22 protein-coding genes and 1 pseudogene are annotated in these 22,333 nt (G+C 66.6%); 11 read left to right on the top strand and 12 right to left on the bottom strand.

What is annotated here, in order from left to right:
* Positions 1-16: 16 nt before the first annotated feature.
* Positions 17-1,588, bottom strand: coding sequence for a tRNA lysidine(34) synthetase TilS (gene tilS, locus Mrose_RS08355; protein WP_119277296.1), 1,572 nt, complete (start codon positions 1,586-1,588; stop codon positions 17-19).
* Between the two features lie 29 nt (positions 1,589-1,617).
* Between tilS and truD the strand changes: the two genes are divergently transcribed.
* Positions 1,618-2,688 (top strand): tRNA pseudouridine(13) synthase TruD, encoded by a 1,071-nt coding sequence (gene truD / locus Mrose_RS08360; RefSeq protein ID WP_119277298.1) that lies wholly within the window; start codon positions 1,618-1,620, stop codon positions 2,686-2,688.
* A gap of 25 nt (positions 2,689-2,713) precedes the next feature.
* On the opposite strand, the gene Mrose_RS08365 is transcribed toward truD, so the two are convergent.
* Together Mrose_RS08365 and Mrose_RS08370 are read right to left on the bottom strand one after the other, a co-directional pair.
* Entirely contained in the window at positions 2,714-3,511 is a 798-nt protein-coding gene (locus tag Mrose_RS08365) for a sporulation protein (RefSeq protein ID WP_182482734.1), read from the bottom strand.
* 31 nt (positions 3,512-3,542) lie between these two features.
* Positions 3,543-4,277, bottom strand: coding sequence for an alpha/beta fold hydrolase (locus Mrose_RS08370; RefSeq protein WP_119277302.1), 735 nt, complete (start codon positions 4,275-4,277; stop codon positions 3,543-3,545).
* An 84-nt stretch (positions 4,278-4,361) separates the two neighbouring features.
* Between Mrose_RS08370 and Mrose_RS08375 the strand changes: the two genes are divergently transcribed.
* From Mrose_RS08375 to Mrose_RS08385, 3 genes are all read left to right on the top strand, one after another.
* A complete protein-coding gene (locus tag Mrose_RS08375; RefSeq protein WP_119277304.1) occupies positions 4,362-4,775 on the top strand; it encodes a hotdog fold thioesterase in 414 nt (137 codons plus the stop codon).
* A 547-nt stretch (positions 4,776-5,322) separates the two neighbouring features.
* Complete coding sequence (gene aroF / locus Mrose_RS08380; protein WP_119277306.1) at positions 5,323-6,360, top strand: 3-deoxy-7-phosphoheptulonate synthase; 1,038 nt, start codon at positions 5,323-5,325, stop codon at positions 6,358-6,360.
* 114 nt (positions 6,361-6,474) lie between these two features.
* Positions 6,475-7,554, top strand: a complete 1,080-nt coding sequence (locus tag Mrose_RS08385; RefSeq protein WP_119277308.1) for a prephenate dehydrogenase/arogenate dehydrogenase family protein — start codon at positions 6,475-6,477, stop codon at positions 7,552-7,554.
* A gap of 80 nt (positions 7,555-7,634) precedes the next feature.
* On the opposite strand, the gene Mrose_RS08390 is transcribed toward Mrose_RS08385, so the two are convergent.
* Genes Mrose_RS08390 through Mrose_RS08400 form a run of 3 tightly spaced genes read right to left on the bottom strand, consistent with a single transcriptional unit; the run spans position 7,635 to position 10,049 of the window.
* Positions 7,635-8,180, bottom strand: coding sequence for a DUF1648 domain-containing protein (locus Mrose_RS08390; RefSeq protein WP_119277310.1), 546 nt, complete (start codon positions 8,178-8,180; stop codon positions 7,635-7,637).
* A 17-nt stretch (positions 8,181-8,197) separates the two neighbouring features.
* Positions 8,198-9,550 (bottom strand): FAD-binding oxidoreductase, encoded by a 1,353-nt coding sequence (locus tag Mrose_RS08395; protein ID WP_119277312.1) that lies wholly within the window; start codon positions 9,548-9,550, stop codon positions 8,198-8,200.
* A gap of 31 nt (positions 9,551-9,581) precedes the next feature.
* Entirely contained in the window at positions 9,582-10,049 is a 468-nt protein-coding gene (locus Mrose_RS08400; protein WP_119277314.1) for a hypothetical protein, read from the bottom strand.
* Positions 10,050-10,153: 104 nt separating this feature from the next.
* On the opposite strand from Mrose_RS08400, the gene Mrose_RS08405 reads away from it, so the two are divergent.
* Positions 10,154-10,624: an EVE domain-containing protein gene (locus Mrose_RS08405; RefSeq protein WP_119277316.1), complete on the top strand. Its 471-nt coding sequence runs from the start codon at positions 10,154-10,156 to the stop codon at positions 10,622-10,624.
* Between the two features lie 74 nt (positions 10,625-10,698).
* Here the strand turns inward: Mrose_RS08405 and hutH are convergent, their stop codons facing one another.
* Complete coding sequence (gene hutH, locus Mrose_RS08410; RefSeq protein ID WP_119277317.1) at positions 10,699-12,219, bottom strand: histidine ammonia-lyase; 1,521 nt, start codon at positions 12,217-12,219, stop codon at positions 10,699-10,701.
* 50 nt (positions 12,220-12,269) lie between these two features.
* On the opposite strand from hutH, the gene Mrose_RS08415 reads away from it, so the two are divergent.
* The 4 genes from Mrose_RS08415 to Mrose_RS08430 all read left to right on the top strand — a co-directional run bounded on the left by Mrose_RS08415 (position 12,270) and on the right by Mrose_RS08430 (position 16,754).
* Positions 12,270-12,965: a GntR family transcriptional regulator gene (locus Mrose_RS08415; RefSeq protein WP_119277319.1), complete on the top strand. Its 696-nt coding sequence runs from the start codon at positions 12,270-12,272 to the stop codon at positions 12,963-12,965.
* Positions 12,962-14,608: a urocanate hydratase gene (gene hutU / locus Mrose_RS08420; protein ID WP_119277321.1), complete on the top strand. Its 1,647-nt coding sequence runs from the start codon at positions 12,962-12,964 to the stop codon at positions 14,606-14,608. The genes Mrose_RS08415 and hutU overlap by 4 nt, the downstream gene beginning before the upstream one ends.
* Positions 14,609-14,704: 96 nt before the next feature.
* Complete coding sequence (hutI, locus tag Mrose_RS08425) at positions 14,705-15,934, top strand: imidazolonepropionase (RefSeq protein WP_119277323.1); 1,230 nt, start codon at positions 14,705-14,707, stop codon at positions 15,932-15,934.
* Positions 15,935-15,968: 34 nt separating this feature from the next.
* Positions 15,969-16,754 (top strand): alpha/beta fold hydrolase, encoded by a 786-nt coding sequence (locus Mrose_RS08430; protein WP_245969731.1) that lies wholly within the window; start codon positions 15,969-15,971, stop codon positions 16,752-16,754.
* Between the two features lie 134 nt (positions 16,755-16,888).
* On the opposite strand, the gene Mrose_RS08435 is transcribed toward Mrose_RS08430, so the two are convergent.
* Both Mrose_RS08435 and Mrose_RS08440 read right to left on the bottom strand, forming a co-directional pair.
* Complete coding sequence (locus tag Mrose_RS08435) at positions 16,889-17,701, bottom strand: alpha/beta fold hydrolase (RefSeq protein WP_119277327.1); 813 nt, start codon at positions 17,699-17,701, stop codon at positions 16,889-16,891.
* A 112-nt stretch (positions 17,702-17,813) separates the two neighbouring features.
* Complete coding sequence (locus Mrose_RS08440; protein ID WP_119277329.1) at positions 17,814-18,329, bottom strand: DUF1697 domain-containing protein; 516 nt, start codon at positions 18,327-18,329, stop codon at positions 17,814-17,816.
* 146 nt (positions 18,330-18,475) lie between these two features.
* Here Mrose_RS08440 and Mrose_RS19915 point away from each other — a divergent pair, with 146 nt between their 5' ends.
* The gene (locus Mrose_RS19915; protein WP_182482735.1) at positions 18,476-18,643 is read left to right on the top strand and encodes a site-specific integrase; all 168 of its coding nucleotides are present in this window, start codon (positions 18,476-18,478) and stop codon (positions 18,641-18,643) included.
* A pseudogene (locus tag Mrose_RS08450) lies at positions 18,643-19,389 on the top strand (integron integrase); the annotation flags it as partial. The gene Mrose_RS19915 and the pseudogene Mrose_RS08450, both read left to right, overlap by 1 nt.
* On the opposite strand, the gene Mrose_RS08455 reads toward Mrose_RS08450, so the two are convergent.
* The 3 genes from Mrose_RS08455 to Mrose_RS08465 form a co-directional block, all read right to left on the bottom strand.
* Positions 19,384-20,313: an arginase family protein gene (locus tag Mrose_RS08455; protein ID WP_119277334.1), complete on the bottom strand. Its 930-nt coding sequence runs from the start codon at positions 20,311-20,313 to the stop codon at positions 19,384-19,386. The pseudogene Mrose_RS08450 and the gene Mrose_RS08455 overlap by 6 nt on opposite strands.
* A 119-nt stretch (positions 20,314-20,432) precedes the next feature.
* Positions 20,433-21,584 (bottom strand): serine hydrolase, encoded by a 1,152-nt coding sequence (locus tag Mrose_RS08460; protein WP_119277337.1) that lies wholly within the window; start codon positions 21,582-21,584, stop codon positions 20,433-20,435.
* A 166-nt stretch (positions 21,585-21,750) separates the two neighbouring features.
* A partial coding sequence (locus Mrose_RS08465; protein ID WP_182482736.1) for a PD-(D/E)XK nuclease family protein occupies positions 21,751-22,333 on the bottom strand: 583 nt, incomplete at its 5' end.

The following is a 22,333-nucleotide window of genomic DNA, read 5'->3' on the forward strand; positions in this document are numbered from 1 at the left end:
GGGCCGCCTTTCAACTTTAGGGTTCGCTCTCGCCCTCGTCAAGATACTGCCCTCGCAAGCGGGCGAAGAAGCCTCTGAGCAACCTCGAGCACTCGCGCTCGAGCCACCCGCCCTCCCAGCGCATGGCAGGGCGAACGCCGTGTACGGTGAAGGCTCCGGCCTTGAGGTTTTCACTGCCGTAGACCACCCTCGAGACCTGGGCCTCGAGAATCGCGCCGTAGCACATCAAGCAGGGCTCGAGGGTGACGTAGAGGGTGCTTCCGGGCAGGACCTTCTCCCCTCTGTGCTTACTGGCCGAGCGCAGGGCCAGCAACTCGGCATGGGCAGGGGCGTTTTGCAGTTCCTCGACCCGGTTGGGCACCGCCGAAAGCCGCTCGCCCTCCCGCACCAGGATGGCCGCGATGGGCACTTCGCCCCGCTCCCCGGCTTCCCGCGCCAACCGCAGCGCTTCCGCCATCCAGCGCCGCTCCTCACCGGCGGGCTCGAGCCCCCCCACCTCCTCCACCCGCGAACCCTCTGCCCGCACCGGCCAGACCCGCTTGAGTTCGGGAGGCACGCCCTGCTCGGCCAGAAACTCCACCAGCCGCTTCTTGCCGAAGGGGCGCTGGAGGTAATCACCGGGCCGGGCGGCGCGGAAGCCGGGCGGAAGCGGAAGGGTAGGCGAGGGGGGGATCAGGAACAAGCTGCCCTCGACCCGGCGGGCCAGCCAGCCTCCCGGCAGGGCCTGGGGCCGGCCCTGGAGGGCGCGCTCGAGGGCCTCGACCAGCCGCCCCTCGGGCCGGATGGACAGCCGCTCGAGCACCTGCCGCAGCGCCCTGGCCCGCAGCGCCGGCGAGGTCTTGAGCAGCGGAGCCACCCGGAAGGCCGCCACCGGCCAGCGGGGGTCAGGGAGCAGGCGGGTGGCGGCCTGGGCCTCCAGGGCCTCGTCCTCGCCTTGCTGCACCAGGGCAAACTGTGCGAGGTGGGCCGTGCTCTGCGGGAAGCGGGCCTCCAAGCGCGGCAACACCTCGTGCCGCAGGTAGTTGCGCTCGAGGGCGGTGTCCAGGTTGGTGGGATCCTCGAGCCACTCCTCCCCCAGCGCCCGCAGGTAGTCGCGCAACTCCTGGCGGCTGAAGCCCAGCAGGGGCCGCAGCACCTTGCCCTGGCGCTGGCGAATCCCCGTGGCCCGCCCGGTACCTCGAGCGAGCTGCCACAGCAGGGTCTCGGCCTGGTCGTCTTGGGTGTGGGCGGTGAGGATGGCGGCGGCGCGATGTTTCCTGGCGACGCGGGCGAAGAAGGCGTAGCGCAGTTCGCGGGCGGTGGCCTCGAGGTTGCACCGCCTGCGCCGGGCCACCTCCGCCACCTCCACCCGCTCGCTCTCGCAGATCATCCCCAAGCGCTCCGCCAGCGCCGCGACCCAGGCGGCCTCCCGCGCCGACTCCGGGCGCAGGGCGTGGTCGAGGTGCGCCACCACCACCCTCCGGCCCAGGGCGTGCAGCAGGTGCAGCAGAGCCACCGAGTCTCCCCCACCCGAGACCGCCGCCACCAGCAGGGCCTCCTGGGGAAGGGGCTTCAGGCTGTGCCGCAGGCGTTCGAGCAACTCGGTCATCCTGGGCATAAGGCTATACGATTGAGCGAGTGAGCGCAGACCTGCACTTTGACTTCGACCGCTACCCCTATCTGACCCAGGGCCTTCCGGGCCTCGAGGGGCGCATCCGCACCGAGCCCGCCGACTTTCAGGTGACCGAAGTGCCTGCCTATACCCCCAGCGGCGAGGGCGAGCACTTCTACTTCCTCCTCGAGAAGCAGGGCCTCACCACCCGCGCTGTCTTCGAGTTCCTGCGCGACGAGCTGCGCATCAACGAGGCTTCCATCGGGGTGGCGGGGCTCAAAGACAAGCACGCCCTCACCCGCCAGTGGTTCAGCGTGCCCCTGCGGGCCGCCGAGCGCCTGGATGGGCTGGAGAAGCTGCCCGGAGTGCGCATCCTCGAGACCGGCGTTCACGGCAACAAGCTGCGGGTGGGGCACCTCAGGGGCAACCGCTTTCGCATCCTCATCCGCACCGACACACCGCCCGACATAGGCAACGTCCGAACCGTGCTGGAGCGGCTCGAGCGCCACGGTGTCCCCAACTATTACGGCCCCCAGCGCTTCGGCATCGGGGGGCGAAACCCCCTGCGCGGCTACGAGCTCGTCACCACCGGCAAGGGCCGGGGCAACCCCTGGCTCAAGCGCTTCCTCATCGGCAGCCTGCAAAGCCTGCTGTTCAACGACTGGCTGGCCGAGCGGCTGAGGGCGGGAATCTTCGACCGGGTAATCCAGGGTGACGTAGCTAAGAAGCACGACACCGGCGGGGAGTTTGTGGTGCGGGACCCCGAGGCCGAGAACCCCAGGGCCCAGCGCTTCGAGATCAGCGCCACCGGGCCGCTCTACGGCAAGAAGTACCGTGAGGCCGAAGGCGAAGCCCGCGCCCTCGAGGAGCGCATCCTGGCCCGCTACGGGCTGAAGCGCGAGCAGTTCGCCGCGCGCAAGGGCGACCGCCGCTGGATCCGCTTCCCCTTGCAGGAGTGGGCGCTCGAGCCCGCCCCCGAAGGGCTATGGGTCAGCTTTTTCCTGCCCAAGGGTGCTTACGCCACCACCGTGCTGCGCGAGGTGATGAAGCGCAACCCCGAGGAGGAAGTGGACGAAGCCGAGGAAATAGAAGCGTAGGGGTGCCCCTGGCGCTTTACGTTCATCAAATCCCCGCCTGCTCGAGCGCTTCCCCCAGGCGCTGGCGCGCTTGCTCGGGGTCGTCTAGGTCAGCGGGAAAGCGCAGGCGTTGGGTGGACTCGTCGGCGTCGCGGATGTCGGAGATCAGGCCGATGAGGCCAGCGGTGCTGCGGTCGAGTTGAAGGATGAACTCCAGCTCCTCGGCGAGGCTGGCGAGGGTCAGCTCGAGCTTGTCCAGTCGGCCTTTATAGCTGGCCGTGGGGACGAAGGTAAAGGTCTGCACCACCGGCAAGGGCAGGCTCAGCCAGGCCCCCCGGAGCATGATCTGGGTGGCGTTGCGCACACCCACCAGGCAGAACCCCGCCCGGCGCACCCCCTCGAGCGCCACCTCCACGGCGGGCAGGGGCAGGACCTCGAGCGGGTCGGAGTCCTGCGGGTCGAGGCCCCAGGACACCGCCAGTCCGGTGCGCAGCCAGACCCGGTTGCGAGGCGGGCGCTTGGGGTTGGCCTCGTCTGGGCTCAGGGTGCTGGGAGTGTGGGGTGGGAGCACGAAGTTGAACAGCACCTCGGCCTCCTGTCCCGCACCCAGCCGCAACTCTTCCCCCAGCTCGAAGCGGGCCACGGTATGGGTGCTGAGGCGGTCATCGTGCTCGACATGGGTCATCAGGTCGAGGTAGATGCCCAGCACCCGCTGATCGGCCTGGCCTCCCCGCAGGTGCACGATCCCCTCGAGCCGCTCGCCAGGCCGCAGGACGTGGGAGGTGAGCAGGGTATCCACCCTGGCCGAACCGATGCCGAAGCTCGCCAAAAGACGCCGCACCATGACCAAGTGAGTATAGCGCCGCCCCAGGCCCTTACAGCACCGGCAGTTCATCCAGGCCGTCGTGCCAGCTCGGGGGCCCCTGCAAAAAACCCTCAGCGTCGTGCAAAAAAGCCGAAAGCACGGCCAGCGCCTCAGCGGGGTTTTCCCAGGGGGCCAGATGGCCGGTGGCCTCGAGGCTCACCCGCATGGCCCGCTGATCGGGCACCCACTCCACCGCCTCCTGGGCGTAGCGACTGGGGGTGAACACGTCCTCGGCCCCGATGACCACCAGCACCGGGCAGCGCAGCAGGCGCAAAGCCTTGCGCCCATCGGGCAGCTCGGATAAAGCCCGCAGCCAGCGCTCGAGGTCACCCTCGCGCAAACCCTCGGCCCAGGCCGCGATGGCCTCCTGGCCGTGCTCGAGCAGCACCGGCCCGAAGAGCCAGGGCTTAGCCGCCGTGACGAAGGCTTCCAGGCCCCGCCTTCGGGCCTCCTCGAGCGCCCCCAGGCGTGCGCGAAGCGCGGCGTCCACCCGGAGGATGGGGCTCAGCAGCGTCAGGCTCCTGGCCTGACCGTGGGCCGCAACTTGTGTCCCGGCCCAGCTTGCCTCGGCAAAAGCCACGACGTGGGCCCCAGGGGGAACCTCTGCGCGCCAGGCCTCGAGTTGCTCGGAGGGCGTGGCGCGGGGAGTGAGTTCCAAGCAACGCAAGCCCTCGAGGCCCTCCCGCAATGAGCGGAACCCGGCTGGAGGCGCCAGCAGGCCGGGCAGAAAGACCACCGTTTCCACAGGCTCAATCTTGGCACGCCACAGTCCAGCCAAATGCGCCTGCCCATCCAGTCTGGCCACGCGCGACGAGCGTACATTGACGCCATGCCTTACATGGACCCTTCGCAGTTTTCCCCCGAAACCCTCATGAGCACCCTCGGCATCCAGGTGACGGAGGCCACCCCCGAGCGCGTGGTGGCCCAGATGGAAGTCACCCCCCGCCACCACCAGCCCTTCGGCTTCCTCCACGGCGGCGCCTCCGTCGCCCTGGCCGAAACCGTCGCCAGCATCGGCGCGTACCTGGCCGCTCCCGAGGGGCATACCTCCTTCGGCCTCGAGATCAACGCCAATCACCTGCGCTCCATGCGCTCAGGCAAGGTCACCGCCGTAGCCACCCCGCTCCACAAAGGTCGCACCACTCACGTCTGGAACATCGAAATCCGCGACGAGAAATCCCGCTTAGTCTGCGTCTCCCGCTGCACGCTGGCGATCGTGCCGGCTCGAGGAGATAGCCGATAGTCGATAGTCGATAGCTGAACGCCTTTTGAAATCGATCATCCACTGGGGTTGTGCCCCGCCCCGCAGGCCGACTACAGCCCCACTCCCCAGTGGAAGGACACTCACCCCGCGAGCCGGTCCCTGGCCGGGGTGTGCGGCTCGCGAGGGAGGGGGTGAGGGAGGTGGCGCAGACGAGCATGCCGCCGGCCCCGGCGGCATGTCTGCGAGTCCCTCGGAGGGCGAAAGGGGGAGGTGATGGGGAATCGCCTCCCCCTACGTCCTCCGACGGCGGAGCGGTCCCCGCCAAACCACCCTACCCAAAACCACCCCAGGCCCGCCCCACAAGTCCCGCAAGCGTATTGACAGGCAATCCAGACTGCCCTTACACTCCTGGGCATATGCAGACGCACGGGGTTACCAGAGCCAGTGCCCGCTTTTATGGGTACTTTTATTGGCCTACGGTCCCCGTGAGGTCGGCATAGCGCATTTGGGCTTGCACAGACGCCTCCGGGGACCACCCCCGGAGGCTTTTTTGCATCCCCAGTCCAAGCCTCAAGGGAGGGAAGGCATGTTGATCATCCTCAAACACGGCGCAGGGCAGGTAGAGATCGAGACCATCGTCGCGGAAATCCAGCGGGTAGGATACCGGCCCCACGTCTCACAGGGCGAGAACACCACGCTGGTGGGGGCCATCGGCAAAGGCCCTACGCCCGAATTGCTCGAGCACTTTAGGGCCTTGCCGGAGGTAGCCGAAGTGATCCCCATCAGCAAGCCCTACAAACTCGCCAGCCTCGAGGTCCAACCCAAGCCCTCCGTGATCTCCTGGCCCACCGGCTCCACCGGCGGCAACGCCTTCATGGTGGCCGCCGGGCCCTGCGGCGTGGAGTCGCGCGAGCAGATCCTCACCGCCGCCCGCTTCGTCAAGCGCCACGGCGCCCAGATGCTGCGCGGTGGAGCCTTCAAGCCCCGCACCTCCCCCTACTCTTACCAGGGCATGGGCCGCGAGGGGCTGGAGCTGCTGGTCGAAGCCCGCGCCGAGACCGGCCTGCCCATCGTGACCGAGGTGCTCTCCCCCGAGCAGGTCGAGCTGGTGGCCCATCACGCCGACATGCTCCAGATCGGCGCCCGCAACGCCCAGAACTTCGCGCTCTTGCAGGCGGTGGGCGAGACCAACAAGCCGGTGATGCTCAAGCGCGGCATGAGCATGACGCTCGAGGAATTCCTCATGAGCGCCGAGTACGTGCTCTCGAGGGGCAACCTCAAGGTGATCCTCGTCGAGCGCGGCATCCGCACCTTCGAGAAGGCCACCCGCTTCACCCTCGACGTCTCGGCGGTGCCAGTGCTCAAGTCCTGGACCCACCTGCCGGTGTGGATTGACCCCTCCCACGCCGCAGGCAAGCGCGACTACGTCACCGCGCTGGCCCTGGCCGGGGTGGCCGCCGGAGCCGACGGCATCATCGTAGAAACCCACCCCGAGCCCGAAAAGGCCCTCTCCGACGCGGCCCAGCAACTCCACGAGCACGAGTTCGCCCTGCTGATGAAGAAAGTCCGGGCCATCCTGCCCGCAGTGGGCAAGCAGATGGTGGGCGGCCTCGAGCTTGCCTGAGCCCGAAGGACGCGGGTAAACTGCCCTTCCATGAGCCACACGGCACCTTTTGAACCTTCCACGTCTGTCGGGTTGCCAGCGTACGACGTAGGACGTACGACGTAGGACGCCCTTATGAAGCCTCTGTTCAACAAGGTGGGCATCTTCGGCATCGGCTTGCTGGGGGGCAGCGTGGCCCTGGGCCTGCGCGAGCGCTTCCTGGCGAGCGAGGTCCACGCCTATGACCCCGACCCCTCCGCCCTCGAGGACGCCCTGGCCCTGGGCGTGGCCGACAAGGTCCACACCACGCCGGGAAGCTGGATCGGCGAGCTGGACCTGGGCGTGCTGGCCGCTCCGGTAGGGGTACTCACCGAGGTAGGCCGGCAGTTGGCCCCTTATGCCCGCCCCGACAGCCTCTGGACCGACGTGGGCAGCGTCAAGGGGCCGGTGGTCCAGGCGCTTTCGGGGGTGCTGCCCAACTTCGTGGGCAGCCACCCCATGGCCGGCAGCGAGAAGGCCGGGGTGGAGGCGGCCCACGCCGGTCTGCTGCAAAACGCGGTGTGGGTCATCACCCCCACGCCCGAGACACCTCCGCAGGCCCTCGAGCGCCTGCGGCACCTGGTCAAGGAACTCGGCGCCTACCCGCTCGAGATCCCCCCCGCCCTCCACGACCGGCTGGTGGCCCGCATCTCCCACCTCCCCTACCTGCTGGCCGTGGCCCTCAACCACATGGTGGCCCGCGACGAGCACCAGGAATTGCTAATGTTCCTGGCCGCCGGGGGCTTCCGCGACCTCACCCGCGTGGCCTCGGGCTCCCCGCGCATGAGCCGGGATATGGTGGTGAGCAACCGTGAGGCCCTGCGCGAAGCGGTGGAGGAATTGCGCGCCATCCTGGCCGAACTCGAGGAGTTGCTCGAGCACCCCGAAGAGCTGCTCGAGGCCGCCCTGGCCGCCAAGCGCACCCGCGACTCCCTCCCCATCGTCAAGCGCAGCCTGCTGCCCACCCTGCACGAGCTGGTGGTGCAGGTGCCTGACAAGCCCGGCCAGATCGCCAGAATCTCCAACGCCCTGGGCGACGCCCACATCAACATCAAGCAGTTCGAGGTGCTGGCCATCCGCGACGAGGGCGGGGCCATCCGCATGGGCTTCGCCACGGCGGAAGAACGCGAGGCGGCCCGGCGAATCCTGGAGAACATCGGCTACCGGTTGCGGTGATGGTGGGAGTGTCGATAGCCAATAGCCAAAGGCCAAACGTAAGACACCGGACGTAGGGGTATCCCTCTTCTCGCCCAGCCTTAGTGGCTGGGCGCTTGGCCTCTCCCCTGCCTGTCCTCGAGCCGCTCGAGCACCCCCCGCAAGCTGCGCCCCAGAAGGCTCGCGAGGAGCACCAGATAGGCGAGGATGAGCACCCACCCGGCGATCACCAAGCCGCCCGGCAACGGGGTGCCGTGGGCGTAGCGGGCCATCATCCAGGTGATCAACCAGGCCACGAGCAGCACCGCCAGCAGCAGCGCCCACAGGAAGCCCCACACCACCGACAGCGCCTCCTGCCGGGCCGCCGGGGGGAGGCGGAGCAGCCGGTCCTTGTGCGGGACGTTCAGCCAGGTGAGGCGGGCGTCCCGCAAGGTCAGGGCCGAAAGGGCAACGATAAAAGCGGCGAGTCCGCTGAAGATAAGGAGAACTTGGAGCAGGCTCGACTTCGCCCCCCACGCCAGCGCGTTACCCTGAAGGTCGAAGTGGGTGGGAATCCGGTCGGGGAGCTTTTCATAAGCCAGCAGGCCGTACCCCCACAGACCGAGCAGGAGCAGCAGATCGAGAGCGGCCAACAGCCAATTGAGCATGGCTCCAGAATACTCCCCTACTCCGGGAGGACTTTTCCGGGGTTCAAGCGCCCCTCGGGGTCCAGACGGCGCTTGACGTCCCAGAGAATAGCGAGGGTCTGGGCGTCCACCGCCTCGCGCATGAACTCGCGCTTCATCAGGCCGATGCCGTGCTCGCCCGAGAGCACCCCGCCATAGCGCAGCGCCACCCGCGCGACCTCGTGGGCCAGCTCCCACACCCGCTCCTCGGAGTCGGTCTTGGGGTCATAGAGGATGTTGGGGTGCAGGTTGCCGTCGCCAATGTGGCCGAACTGCACCAGGGGAAGCCCATACTGCCTGCCCAAAGCCTCGATCTCGCGCACCACGGCGGGGAGGCTCGAGCGCGGCACCGCGATGTCCTCGTTCATGCGCTTGGAGCGGATGCGCCCGATGGCCGGCGACACCGAGCGCCGCGCCTGCCAGAGCTGGGCGGCTTCCGCCGGGCTATGCGCCAGCCGCACCACCCCGCCCGCCGCGCGGCAGGCCTGGGCCACCCACTCCAGTTCCTCCGCCACCACCTCGGCGTCGTCGCCGTCGGTGTCCACGAGCAGCAGCGCCGCCGCGTCCACCGGCAAGCCCAGGTGCAAGTAGTCCTCGACCGCGCGGATGCAGCCCTGGTCCATGAACTCCAGCTTCGAAGGCACCGCTCCCGCCGCGATGGCCTTGGAAACGGCCTCGGCGGCCTGCCCCACCTCGGCGAAGTGGGCCATGAGGGTGCGGGTGTGCTTGGGGAGGGGCTCGAGGCGCAGCGTGGCCTCGGTGATGAGGCCCAACGTACCTTCGCTGCCGATGAGCAAGCCCGGCAGGTCGTAGGCCTCGCGACCCAGGCGGTGCACCTCGCCAAAAGCATCGACGAACTCGAGCTCGCGTACGTAGTCACCGGTCACGCCGCGCTTGAAGCACATCGGGCCCCCGGCGTTCTCGGCCAGGTTGCCGCCCAGGGTGCTGGTGCGGAAGGAGGCGGGGTCGGGCGGGTAGTACAAGCCGTGGGGCTTGGCCCGCTCGCTGATCCAGGCCGTGACCACCCCCGGCTGGGCGATGGCGATGCGGCGGATGGGGTCGAGCTCGAGGCGGGTCATGCGGGTGAAGGCGACGACGATGCTCTCCCGCACCGGCACCGCCCCGCCCGATAACCCGCTGGCCGCTCCCCGCGCCACCACGGGCAGACCCGCCGCCTTGGCGAAGCGCACCACCTCCACCACGTCCTGTGTGGTCTCGGGCAACACGACCGCCGCCGGGGTTTCCCCGACGGCGATGGCGTCGTAGCGGTAAAGCTGGCGCTGGGGCAAGTCGGTGAGCACCTTGTGGCCCAACCGCCCCTTCAATTGCGCGAGGCCGTTCACGCTGGGCATTTTACCCCCCTTGAACGGCCTCTGGGCGCATTCAGTTACACGTGGTCTCTTTGTAGCCGGTCTTCGTGAAGGTGTCGGAAGACCCATCCGGTGAATAGGCCACGACCTGCAACACCACCGGGGCTTCGACCACGATGTTGGGGCGGGCCGCGACGGCAGGCGGGGCCGCGGGGACTTTGTATCTGGTAATGACCTGGCTGGTCGCCGAGGGCTGCACCTCCCGGCTCGAGGCCGTGAACTCCTGGTAATCGCGCAGGGTTCCGTCGTTGGCGTAGGTCCAGCGGAAGCTCCAGCGGCTTACCTGCCCGGTGTGCCTGAAGTCGATGGTGATCCAGGTATCCCGGTCCACGCACAAGACCCTGGTGGGGTCAGAGGAAAACAGGGGCGAGTCCGACTGGGTCACCGCCGCCTGGGTGATATCGACGGGGCCGGTGTCGATGATGATCGTGCAGGCGGGGAGCAGAACCAGTAGCAACAGCGATAAACCTGAGCGCTTCATATGGAGAATCGTACATCGGGTCACGTTATGCAAATGAGTCCAGGCTGAGATTCGCTAAGAAGGACATGGGCAAAGCGGGCCAATGCCTTAAGCTTAGGCCCGTCATGGCCTTCTGGTTGCTCAAATCCGAACCTCACGCCTTCAGCATCGACGACCTCGAGCGCAAGCAAAGCACCCTCTGGGACGGGGTGCGCAACTACCAGGCCCGCAACTTCCTGCGAGCCATGCAGCCGGGCGACCTGGCCTTCTTCTACCACTCCAGCACCGAGCCCCCGGGCGTCGTGGGCTTGTGCAAGGTCGTGCGGACCGACGTGGTGGACCCCACCCAGTTCGACCCTGCAAGCCCGTACTACGACCCCGCCGCCAGGCCGGAAAACCCCCGCTGGTGGACGGTGGAGGTCGAGTTCGTCCGGCGCTTCGCGCGCATGGTGAGCCTCGAGGCCCTGCGCCAGACCTTCACCCCCGACGAGCTGTGGGTGGTCCGGCGCGGCAACCGCCTCTCGGTGATGCCGGTGAGCGAGGAGGCAGCACGGCGCCTCCTCGAGCTAGCCGGAGAAGCCGTCGGCTCCCCTTAGAGGCCAGTGACTCGTGGTTCGTCGAGGGCCGAGGCGTCTTGCGTTTTGCGTTTTGCGTACAACGTACGACCCCCTCAAACCATCTCCCCCACCGCCTCTTCCGCCACCCGCACCAGCGTCCCCGAGCGGATCAGTTCCCGCAGGCGCGAGAGCTCGGGCTTGAGGTAGCGGTCGCGGTCGAGGTGCGGGATCTCCCCACGGATGCGCCGGTAGATGGCCTCCACGCCCTTGCCTGGCCGTAGCGGCGCGTGGAAGTCGAGGGCCTGGGCGGCGGAGGCGAGCTCGATGGCCAGCACCCACAGCACGTTCTCGTAGATGGCGCGGGCCTTGCGGGCGGCGTGGGTGCCCATGGAGACGTGGTCCTCCTGGTTGGCGCTGGTGGGGATGGAGTCTACGGAGGCCGGGTGGGCGAGCACCTTGTTCTCGCTCACCAGGGCGGCGGCGGTGTACTGGCTGATCATCAGGCCCGAGTTGAGGCCGCTGCCCTCGGCCAGGAAAGCGGGGAGGCCCGAGAGCGAGGGGTTGAGCATCTGCTCGATGCGGCGCTCGGAGATGTTGGCCAGCTCGGCCAGAGCGATGCCCGCGTAGTCGGCGGCCAGGGCCAGGGGCTGGCCGTGGAAGTTGCCCGCCGAGAGGGTGCGGGCCTCGTCGGGGAGCACCAGGGGGTTGTCGGTGACGCTCATCATCTCGCGCAGCACCACCTCCCGCACGTGCGCCAAGGCATCCCGGCTGGCCCCGTGCACCTGGGGGACCGCCCGCAGGCTGTAGGCGTCCTGCACCTTGTCGCAGTCGATGTGCGAGCGCATGATCTCGGAGTCGTGCAGGAGCTTGCGCACGTTGGCGCTGGTGGCGGCCATGCCGGGGTGGGGACGCAGGCGGCTCACCGCCTCGTCGAAGGGGCGGTGGCTGGCTTTGAGGGCCTCGACGCTCATGGCGGCGGCCAGGTCGGCGCTCTTGAGCAGGGTCTGGCTGTCCAGCAGCAGCAGCGCCAGCAGCGAGGCCATGGCCTGGGTGCCGTTGATGAGGGCTAAGCCCTCCTTGGCCTCGAGTTCCAGCGGCTCCAAGCCCACCTCGCGCAGCACCTCGCCCGCCGGACGCACCTGCCCCCGGTACTCCACCTCGCCCTCCCCGATCAGCGGCAGGCACATGTGGGCCAGCGGGGCCAGGTCCCCCGAGGCTCCCACCGAGCCCTGGGAGGGCACCACCGGCGTGATGCCCCGGTTGAGGAACTCCGTCAGGTAGTCGAGCACCACCGGGCGAACCCCGGAGTAGCCCATCGCCAGGCTCTGTACCCGCAGCAGGAGCATCCCCCGCACTACCTCGGGCGCGAAGGGCTCCCCCACCCCGATGGCGTGGGATAAGAGCAAGTTACGCTGCAAGAGCTTGAGGTCCTGCGGCGCGATGCGCACCGTCGCCAGCTTGCCGAAGCCGGTGTTGAGGCCGTAGACCGGCTCACCCTTCTCCACCAACCCGTCCACGAAGGCCCGGCAGCGGGCCACCCGCTCCCGCGCCGATTCCGCGAGCCTGATGGGCTCGTTTCCGCGTACCACACGCTCAAAGACCTCGAGGCTCACGCCCGCATCCAGTTCGACCATGCTTGACCTCGCTTCATCTTAGGTTGTATATACAACCTTGAGGTTGCGTTGTGAAGTACCTTCAGGTCAAGGAAGCGGTATTGCGCGAACTCGCCAAGCCCCAGCCCGGTTTTCCCCTCTCGGAGAACCAGCTCTCCCAGCGCTTCGGGGTCAGCCGCATGACCGCGCGGCGGGCTTTGCAGGAGCTCGAGCGCGAGGGCTACCTCTCGAGGCAGCAGGGCAAGGGCAGCTTCCCCGCCGTGCGCCGCTTCAGCCAGGGTTTCCTGCGGGTGCGGCCCTTCTACGAGTTCGCCACCGCCCAGGGGGCCGTGCCTCGAACCCAGGTGCTCGTGGCCGAGCCCCGGCCCGCCCCCGCCGAGGTAGCCGAGAAGCTGGGCACGCCCGAAACGCTCTGTGTGCAGCGCCTGCGCTTTTTAGACGAGGAGCCGGTGATCCTCGAGACCCGCTACCTCGACGCCGCGCGCTGCGGCGCGGTGCTGGCGCACGACCTCACCGCCGAGTCGCTCCACGACATCCTGGTGCACGCGCTGGGCCTGCCCCTGACCAAGGTCTGGCAGCGCCTGGAGGCCGTGGCACTCGATCCCGAGGTCGCCGCCCTGCTCGCACAGCCCGCCGGGGCGCCGGGGCTGCGGCTGGAGCGCGTGACCTACACCCTACAGACCCCCGTCACCTGGGTCGAGTACCTGATGCGCGGGGACCGGTACTTTCTCGAGGACACCTTCACGCCCCAAGGAGAACGCCCATGACCTACAAAGCCCCCCGAGGCCCTATCCGAAGCGCCAAAGGCTGGATCCAGGAAGCCGCCAAGCGCATGCTCCTCAACAACCTCGACCCCGAGGTGGCCGAGAAGCCCGAAGAGCTCATCGTCTACGGCGGGCGCGGCAAGGCCGCGCGGAGCCCTGAGGACTTGCAGCGCATTCTGGCGGTGCTCGAGCGGCTCGAGAACGACGAGACCCTGCTGGTGCAGTCGGGCCGGGCGGTGGGGGTGTTCAAGACCCAGCCCCTGGCCCCGCGGGTCATCCTGGCCAACTCCAACCTGGTGCCCAAGTGGGCCACCTGGGAGGAATTCGACCGGCTCGACCGCCTGGGCCTGATGATGTACGGCCAGATGACGGCGGGAAGCTGGATCTACATCGGCACCCAGGGCATCCTCCAGGGCACCTACGAGACCTTCGCCGCCGCGGCCCGCAAGCACTTCGGCGGCTCCTTGAAGGGCACCATCACCATCACCGGCGGGCTGGGCGGCATGGGCGGGGCGCAGCCCCTGGCCGTGACCCTCAATGGCGGCGTGGCAATCTGCGTGGAGATTGACCCCGAACGCATCCAGCGCCGCCTGGACACCGCCTACCTCGACGTGCGGGCCGACTCGCTCGACGAGGCCCTGCGGTTGGCGGAAGAGGCCAAGCGCAAGGGCGAGCCCCTTTCCATCGGGCTCTTAGGCAACACCGCCGAGGTGCTGCCCGAAATGGTGCGCCGGGGCTTCACCCCCGAGCTCGTGACCGACCAGACCAGCGCCCACGACCCCCTCTACGGTTACATCCCCCTCCTGCGTGCCGACGAGGACCCCGACACCCTGCGCAAGACCGACCCCGAGGGCTACCGAGGCCGGGTGCTCGAATCGATGGTCCGGCACTGCGCCGCCATCGTGGAGATGCACAAGCGGGGTGCGGTGGCCTTCGACTACGGCAACAACCTGCGGGCCTTCGCCAGGGAGGGGGGTTTCGAGGAAGCCTTCAGTTACCCCGGCTTCGTGCCCGCCTTCATCCGCGACCAGTTCTGCGAGGGGCGGGGGCCTTTTCGCTGGGTGGCGCTCTCCGGCAGACCTGAGGACATCTACAAGACCGACCGGGCCGTGCTCGAGCTCTTCCCCGAGGACGAGCACTTGCGCCGCTGGCTTACCGAGGGCGTGAAGAAGTTCAAGTTCCAGGGCCTCCCGGCGCGCATCTGCTGGCTGGGTTACAAGGAGCGCGACAAGGCCGGGCTCTTGTTCAACGAGATGGTACGCAAGGGCAAACTCGAGGCCCCCATCGTCATCGGGCGCGACCACCTCGACGCGGGCTCGGTGGCTTCCCCCTACCGCGAGACCGAGGCCATGCTGGATACCTCCGACGCCGTGGCCGACTGGCCCCTCTTGAACTTCGCCTTGAACGCGGTCTCGGGCGCGGCCTGGGTCAGCTTCCACCACGGCGGCGGGGTGGGCATGGGCTACAGCCTCCACGCCGGGCAGGTCACGGTGGCGGATGGCTCGGAGGAAGCTGCCTACAGGCTCGAGCGCGTCCTCACCAACGACCCCGGCACCGGCGTCATGCGCCACGCCCACGCGGGCTACGACTCGGCGAAGGAAGTAGCGAGGGAACGCGGCCTCGACCTGGCGGGGTGGGAGAAGTAGGCTTCCTTCAGAAGCCGTCGATAGTCGATGGTCGATAGCCACGACAACGGGCCCGATAGTCCGAGGAGACTCGCGGGCACTCTCGCGAGGGGTCGAATGAAACAGGTATTTACGGGCATCGCTGAGCTTTACACGCCGAGGGAAAGGCTCGAGCGCGCCGCCCTCGCGGTGCAGGACGGGCGCTTTGTCTGGGTCGGGGCCGAGGCCGACCTGCCGGAGGAGTACCGCGGCTGGCCCCAGATCGACCTGGGCGGGCGCAGTGAAGGGCCATCGGCCCCCGGCGGACGCCGGTACTTAGGCGTGGTGCCGGGCCTCGTGGACGCGCATACCCACCTGGTCTACGGCGGGAACCGGCTGGGCGAGTACCTGCAACGCGCCCGAGGCGAAAGCTACGAGGCCATCCTGGCCGCCGGGGGCGGGATCTACTCGACGGTGCGGGCCACGGCTGCGGCCTCCGAGGAGGAGCTTTACGAGCTGGCTGCCGCCCGCGCCGCCCTCTTCCTGGCCCAGGGCGTGACCAGCCTCGAGGTCAAGAGCGGCTACGGCCTCCTTCCCGAGGCCGAACTCAAGATGCTGCGGGTGATCCGGCGGCTAAAGGAAACCCTGCCCCAGCGCATCTTCCCCACCCTGCTGGCCCACGTGGTTCCCAAAGGCTGGGAGCGGGAAAAGTACGTGGAGATGTTTTGTCGGGAACTCATCCCCGAGGTAGCCCGCCGCGGGCTGGCCGAGGCGGTGGACGTGTTCTGCGACCAGGGGGCCTTCACCCTGGAGGAGACCCGGCAAATCCTGGGGGCCGCCCTGTCCCACGGCCTGAAGGTCAAGGTCCATGCCGAGCAGATCGCCCACACCGGGGCCACCCGGCTCGCGGCGGAACTGGGGGCACTGTCGGCGGACCACCTCGAGCAGTCTACCCAGAGCGACTGGCAGGCCCTGGCAAAAAGCGGCACGGTGGGTACGGTGCTCCCCGGTGCGGCGGTCATCCTGCGCAAGCCCTTCCCCGACGCGCGGGCCATGTGGGACGCGGGCGTGAGGGTGGCCATCGCCACCGACCACAACCCCGGCTCCAGCCCGCTCTACAGCCCCTGGCTGGCGATGCAGCTCACCATGAGCCTGGGCCGCCTCAGCGCCGAGGAAGTCCTGATCGCCCACACCGAAAATGCGGCGCTGGCCCTAGGGAGGAAGGATTTGGGGAAGATTGAGGTGGGGGCTCGAGCGGATTTCGTGGTGGTGGATTCAAGCAGTGCGCTCATGCCGCTCTATCAATGGGGCCATACGCCGATTCACGCGGTCTACGTCGGCGGCAGACAGGTTTTTCCCTCTGGCTAAGCGCCTTGGTTCCTCTGGTACACTCACCTAGGCTGTGAGCACAATACAGGTTCGAGATGCTTTTGTGGAGGTGCCGGGCGGCCAGGTCTTCGTGCGGCAGTGGGCTACGGGCCAACCCCCAAAGGCCCCCCTCGTACTGCTGCACGACTCCCTGGGGTCGGTGGAGCTCTGGCGCGAGTTTCCGGCGGCCCTGGCCCAGGCCACCGGACGCACCGTCTGGGCCTACGACCGCCTGGGTTTTGGACGATCCTCGCCCCGAACCGAACCACCTTCGTTGGGGTTTATCCTCGAGGAAGCCCAAACCTACTTCCCCGCCGTTGCCGCGAAGCTCGAGCTAGACCAGTACATCCTCTTTGGGCACAGCGTGGGGGGCGCCATGGCCTTGTGCATCGCCGCCCATCAGCCCGGTCGCTGCCAAGCGGTGATTACCGAGGCAGCCCAGGCCTTTGTGGAAGAGCGCACGCTCGAGGGCATCCGGGCCGCCCAGCAGGGTTTCCAAGACCCCGCCCAGTTCGCCCGCCTCACCCGCTGGCACGGCGAAAAAGCCCGCTGGGTGCTGGAAGCCTGGACCGGAGTCTGGCTCTCGCCGGCGTTCCGGGGTTGGTCGCTGGAACCCCGTTTGAAGGGGGTTCACTGCCCCGTGCTGGCCCTGCATGGCGACCGCGACGAGTATGGATCCACGGCTTTCCCGAAGCGCATTGTAGATGGAGTGCAAGGCCCCGCGCGCATGAAGGTGTTGCATGACTGTGGTCACGTACCCCACCGGGAAAAGGAGCCCCTGGTGCTGGGGCTGGTGGAGGATTTCCTGCGAAACATATAGCGCTACTCACAGACGTTGCCACTCGTCCAGGCGGCAACGGTTTTGTGTACAACGGCCGGCGTAAGCTGCGGCTGCGCCACACGTACCTGCTAGCGCGCGGGCCCCACTGGCGCAGTCGTCAGCTTGACGCAAGGTTAGGCGGCAAATGCTCGCAAAAAAGAGAACATGGCTCTATTGAAATGTTCTGGCGCTTCCATGTTGCTCATGTGACCGACGCCCGGGATGATCTCTCTTCTTGCTCCTTTGATGCCGCGATGAAGAATGTCTGCAATCCTGTGGAAGTCGGGAAGATCTCGTTCGCCAACCAATACGAGTGTGGGTACGTTGAGTTCGCCGAGTCTCCCTTCATCGGGATTCGGGGTTGGCCGATGCGAATCTTGATGGTTCCAATGCCAGCCCGAATAGTCGCCGACCATCTGGGCTAGTCGTGCCCGCACATGGGGGTGTTCGCGCGCAGGCGCAAAGAGCGGATGAGCAAGCCAGAGCGCGTTTGCCGCCTTGGAACTTCGCTCGACAGCCACTCTTTGCATCGATTGCCACAACGCCTGCCACTCAGGTGACCATTGGAAGCCATTCAACGCCGAATCAACCAACACCAGTTTACGAACACGTGGCGCAAAATTAAGCGTAAAGTTCAACGCTATCCTTCCTCCCATTGATAGCCCAATGATGGTGGCGGCTTCGATGTTTAAAAACTCCAAAAGGGCGTTGAGATCGTCGGCATGTGTGTATGTAGCGCCATTTGGGAGGGAGGAGTTGCCAAACCCTCTGGCATCGTATCGAAGCACCCGATGGTCTTCTGCCAAGACGCCAAATTGGTCATCCCACATGCGCAAGTCGAGACCGAAACCATGAATGAGCACTATGGGTGTGCCCAAACCGGCAATCTCATAGTAAAGCCTTGCGCCATTGATGTCGCAAAACGCGCCTTGTCCTTCTTTGTACATGGTGTCCTTCTTCTACGAGCCGCGTTGGTGTTCACGCGGCCTAACGCCAGGCATCAGCCGCACGCGTAGCGAGCGGAGCGTGTCGGCTGCATGCTGTGTTGGGCCACTGTGCTCATGCCGTGGCGCATTTCTTGACCGTCTCCCAAGTGCGAGTCGTCACGTGACGGCCAAACAGCTTCTCGATCAACACCATGAACACAGGGCCGCGTGGGTTCGGGACGTAAGCCGTAAAGACTTCGCGTCCATTCATAGATAGGATGTGGACGCCTTCCGTCTCCGTTGGTAGCGAGAGCTTTCCTTGATAGGGTTCGCCCAGAAACGTGACAACGCGCTTTGCCTTCGCTGGCAGATCGAAGGCCGCATACGGGTTGGCTTCGACCAGATCGCGCAGGACGCTTACCGGACGAACGATAGTGTAGAACGTGCGGCTGAGTTGCTTTGCCATAGCGGCCTCGGCTTGGCGTGCGAGTGCCATTTCAGATTTGGCGCGGGCACTAAACACGACGTTCCCACTAGTGAGGACTGTCTTAACGTCTGTAAAGCCAGCTGCCTCGAAGGAATGCTTCAGCTCTGTCATCTTGGCATTCATTGGGCTTACACCACGAAGGAACGCAACGTATCGAGGCATACTCTCTCCTTAGCGGGAGCGGCCCAACTAGTAATTATGCCGCACCTGCGGTATAACACCCTCCTGAGAGGAGTTATACCGAAGTGGCGAATGACGATAAACCACCGAAATTGTATTCACCCAAAACCTCCCCCTTCCTAAACTCAGTGCGCGAGGCCATCAGGGTTCGCCATCTAGCCCGCAGTACTGAACAGTCGTATTTATACTACATCACCGACTTCATCAGGTTCCACGGCAGAAAACACCCAAGGGAGTTGGGGCTAGAAGAGGTAAGGGCCTACCTAACCGATCTCGCAGTTAAACGCAGAACGTAGCCCTTTCGGCCTTGCTGTTTTTGTACAAGACGGTACTCGAGAACCCCCTACCCGAGAACATCGAGGCGATCCGGGCCAAACGAACCAAGCACTTACCCACGGTGTTTACCAGGGAAGAGGTTCAGGCCATACTGGCACATACCCATGGGGTTCACCATCTGGTTTTGTCGCTGCTGTACGGAACAGGCATGCGTCTGATGGAAGGCTTACGCTTGCGCGTCAAGGACATTGACTTTGCCCGCAGAGAAATCACAGTGCGCGAGACCAAAGGCAACCGGGAACGCAAAACCATGTTGCCAGCCAAGCTGGTGGATGGGCTGCATAGGCAGCTCGAGTACGCAAAAGCCTTGCATGATCTCGACCTGGCTGAAGGATATGGGGAGGTAGAGATGCCCAATGCACTGGCGCACAAATACCCAAGTGGCGCAACATCCTGGGCCTGGCAGTATGTCTTTCCGGCGGCTCAGCGTTCCCAAGACCCACGCACCGGGCGCATCGGTAGGCACCACATCCTGGAAGACGGTATACAGCGGGCTATGAAGAAGGCCATGAAGGCAGCCAAAATTCATAAGCACGCCAGTGTGCATACCCTGCGCCACAGCTTCGCGACCCATCTGCTGGAATCGGGCTACGACATCCGCACGGTACAGGAGCTTTTGGGCCACAAGGATGTCAAGACCACCATGATTTATACCCACGTCTTGAATCGTGGTGGAAGGGGCGTTCGTAGCCCCCTCGATTCATAGGGCCATTTCAGGCCCCCACACCGCCAGCACCTCGGCCAGCAGCCGCGCTCCCACCAGCGCCGAGAGGCCGCTGGGATCCAAATTCGGCGCAAACTCCACGAAGTCGAAGCCCACGAGTTCATTTTGCGCGATGGTCTGCCGCAGCACCTGCATGGCCTCGGCGTAGGTCAGGCCCTCCACCTCCGGGCTGCTGGTACCGGGCAGGATGGAGGGGTCGAGCACGTCGGCGTCGAAGCTGAGGTAGACCTTTTTGCCCTGGGGAAGCTGGGCCAGGACCTCGCTGAGGTTCTGCCGTACCTTGGTTGCCGGGATGAGCGTATGGCCGCGCTCTTTGGCGGCCCGGTAAGCCTCAGGGTTGGTGCGCAGGCCCCGCAGGCCGATCACGGTGATGTGCTTCAGGCCGGGTACGTCCTCGACGGCGCGGCGGAAGGGAGAAGAGTTGGCGTAGCGCGTGGCGTTGCGGAGGTCGGAAAAGTCGAGGTGGGCGTCGAGCTGGACAACGTGGAGCTCCTCGAGGTCGTCGTAGGCTCGCAGCACGGGGTAGGTAACCGAGTGGTCGCCCCCCACAAACACCGGGAGCCCAACCCGCTTGCGCAAGGCCCTGGCTGCTGCGGTGATGCGGCGAAAGGACTCGGCGTACTCGAGCTGGGCCGGGTCCACGTCGCCCGCATCTACCAGGCTCACGCCCTTGAGGCGGTAGGTCTGGGTCTCGAGGTCGAAGTAGCCTTCGGGTCCGGGGGCGTAACGACCGCTGGCCTCGCGCAGGGCATTGGGGGCGAAACGGGCGCCGGGGCGGTAGCCCACGGCGAAGTCGTAGGGCAGGCCCAAAAAGCCCACGTCGGCGGTCCAGGGCTCGGAGAGAGGGCGGTGAGGGGCTTTGAGGAAGGTGGCGGGGCCGGTGAAGGCGAGCTCGAGGTGGCGCATATCTCGATTTTAGGGCGCTCTTCACAAGGTCTGAGCCGGGCGATGGGGTAAAGACGGCGTACTGACCGGTATAGCCGCATCGGCGAGCGGACAGGACGTGGCAATCGATCTTCGGGTCCTCAGCGGGCCTTCATGCCCAGCCGCAGCAGGGACTCGTTGATGAGCCCGAAGGCCGGACGGGCGAGGCTGAAGGTGTTGACCTCGGGAATGGTGTCGCAGAGGAAGACGTAGACGTAGCGGCTGCCGTCAGGGGCCTCGAGGTAGCCGCTGAAGCCCAGCACGCCCGCCGTGTTGCCCGACTTGCCGCCAAAGTAGCTGTAGCGCACCCGCAGGCGACGCGAGCCATAGCCCTTGGCCATCACCTCGCGAAAGCGCTGGTCATTCTGGGGTGAGAGCCCGCTGTGGGTGAAGGCCCACCACAAAAAGCGGGCCCACTCCAAGGGCGTGGAGGCGTTTTGCAGGTTGCGGTCGATCTGGGCCATCTGCTCCCAGGTGTAGCTCCCGCCGTAGAAGGTCTTGAGGGCCCGGCCCAGGCGGTCGGGGTGGAGGCTCTGGGCCACCGTGTCCAGGCGCCGGGCGATTTGCAGGCGTTCTTCGGGGGAAGCCTGGGCGAAGCGCTGGCTCGAGCTGATGAGCTTGTAGCGGGGGAAGTCGGGGCCGCCTAGGCCGGACTCCGCCGTCCACCAGGCTTTGGTGGGCAGCAGCAGGCGGGTTTTGCACAGCTTGAGGCCGTCGGCCAGGGCTTGCAGGCTGGCGAGCCCCACCCGACGGTGCAGGATGTCGGTGGCGGTGTTGTCCGACCACTCGATCATGCGGTAGCCCAGGCCCAGGACCGGGGTGTTGTCGTAAGGGTAGTCGCCCAGAGACTGGTTGGCCTGGGTGACCACGAAACGCTCTGCGAGGTCGAGGCTGCCCTCGTCGGCCTGGCGCAGCACCTCAAGCCACACCGCCGTCTTGTAGTTCGAAGCCAGCGGGAACACGTCTTCCGGGGCAATTTGCACGACCCTGGAAGGTCGGAACTCGCTCTCCCCCGGCTCGAAACGGGCCACGTAGAGCCCCACCCGCCCGCGGATGGCCGGGGGCACCGCTGGCGGCGCTACCTCTTCGGCTTCGGGGAGCTCGAGGCAAGGGCGCTCGACGGGAAGGGGCTGCTCGAGCACATCCGCCGCCTGCGGCAGGCCAGGCCGAGCCCTGCTCCCCGAATTGCTCCACAGCACCCAAGCCCCGACCAGCGCCGACAAAACCAACAGTGTCCAGACCGATCCCCGCACGTTCGGCCTAACTCTACGGCCTTTTGGCGCTTCTTAGCTGAGAGAGGGGAGCTAGTGGCTGGTGGTGTGTGGCTCGCAGTTTGTCAATCGAGGGTCGAGGGCCAGAGCGTTTTGCGTTTGGCGTTTTGCGTAGGACGTACGACCGCGCCCTGCGCCCAGCTATCGACTATCGACCATCGACCTCCCTCAACGCCCCCTCGAGTGCCCCCCTCCCCACCGGCACAATCTCCCCGAAGCGCAGGTACACCAGCCGCACCTCGGGGTCCACACCCCAGGCCTGCCGGATGGCCTCGCGGTAGACGGCGAGCTGGAAGTGGTAGCGGCTGGGCTCGATCTCGCGGTCGGTCTTGTAGTCCTCGAGGATCCAGCGGTCGCCCACCCGATACAGCCGGTCGATGACGCCCTGCCAGATCGTGCCGCCCAGGGGCAGGGCCATGGGGAACTCGGGGTAGTCCTCGTCGCGGGGCCAGGGCAGGCCCTTGCCCAGCAGGGCCTCGTAGCGCCAGAGCAGTTCCCCCACCTCCTGCATGATGCTCTGACGCTCGTCGGGGTCGAAGGGGAACATCACCTCCTGGGCCTCGAGGTTGCGGTAGTGGTCGGGGTTGGAGAAGCGCCAGTTCTGCCCGATGGCGTAGTGCACCAGCGTGCCCACCGCGCGGGCGCGGCCCGGAACCTCCTCGCCCTCCTCGAGGTCGGGCAGGGGCAGCGGGGCGGCTTCCTCCTTCTTGAGCGCGGAGGGGGAGTAGAGC

The sequence above is a fragment of the Calidithermus roseus genome (assembly GCF_003574095.1).
Lineage (GTDB): Bacteria > Deinococcota > Deinococci > Deinococcales > Thermaceae > Calidithermus > Calidithermus roseus.

Bases quoted from the DNA above. Each gene is read 5' to 3' on its own strand.
- tilS (WP_119277296.1), bottom strand. From the start codon at position 1,588: ATGACCGAGTTGCTCGAACGCCTGCGGCACAGCCTGAAGCCCCTTCCC.
- Mrose_RS08365 (WP_182482734.1), bottom strand. From the start codon at position 3,511: ATGGTGCGGCGTCTTTTGGCGAGCTTCGGCATCGGTTCGGCCAGGGTG.
- Mrose_RS08375 (WP_119277304.1), top strand. From the start codon at position 4,362: ATGCCTTACATGGACCCTTCGCAGTTTTCCCCCGAAACCCTCATGAGC.
- aroF (WP_119277306.1), top strand. From the start codon at position 5,323: ATGTTGATCATCCTCAAACACGGCGCAGGGCAGGTAGAGATCGAGACC.
- Mrose_RS08385 (WP_119277308.1), top strand. From the start codon at position 6,475: ATGAAGCCTCTGTTCAACAAGGTGGGCATCTTCGGCATCGGCTTGCTG.
- Mrose_RS08390 (WP_119277310.1), bottom strand. From the start codon at position 8,180: ATGCTCAATTGGCTGTTGGCCGCTCTCGATCTGCTGCTCCTGCTCGGT.
- Mrose_RS08395 (WP_119277312.1), bottom strand. From the start codon at position 9,550: ATGCCCAGCGTGAACGGCCTCGCGCAATTGAAGGGGCGGTTGGGCCAC.
- Mrose_RS08400 (WP_119277314.1), bottom strand. From the start codon at position 10,049: ATGAAGCGCTCAGGTTTATCGCTGTTGCTACTGGTTCTGCTCCCCGCC.
- Mrose_RS08405 (WP_119277316.1), top strand. From the start codon at position 10,154: ATGGCCTTCTGGTTGCTCAAATCCGAACCTCACGCCTTCAGCATCGAC.
- hutH (WP_119277317.1), bottom strand. From the start codon at position 12,219: ATGGTCGAACTGGATGCGGGCGTGAGCCTCGAGGTCTTTGAGCGTGTG.
- hutU (WP_119277321.1), top strand. From the start codon at position 12,962: ATGACCTACAAAGCCCCCCGAGGCCCTATCCGAAGCGCCAAAGGCTGG.
- hutI (WP_119277323.1), top strand. From the start codon at position 14,705: ATGAAACAGGTATTTACGGGCATCGCTGAGCTTTACACGCCGAGGGAA.
- Mrose_RS08435 (WP_119277327.1), bottom strand. From the start codon at position 17,701: ATGTACAAAGAAGGACAAGGCGCGTTTTGCGACATCAATGGCGCAAGG.
- Mrose_RS08440 (WP_119277329.1), bottom strand. From the start codon at position 18,329: ATGCCTCGATACGTTGCGTTCCTTCGTGGTGTAAGCCCAATGAATGCC.
- Mrose_RS08455 (WP_119277334.1), bottom strand. From the start codon at position 20,313: ATGCGCCACCTCGAGCTCGCCTTCACCGGCCCCGCCACCTTCCTCAAA.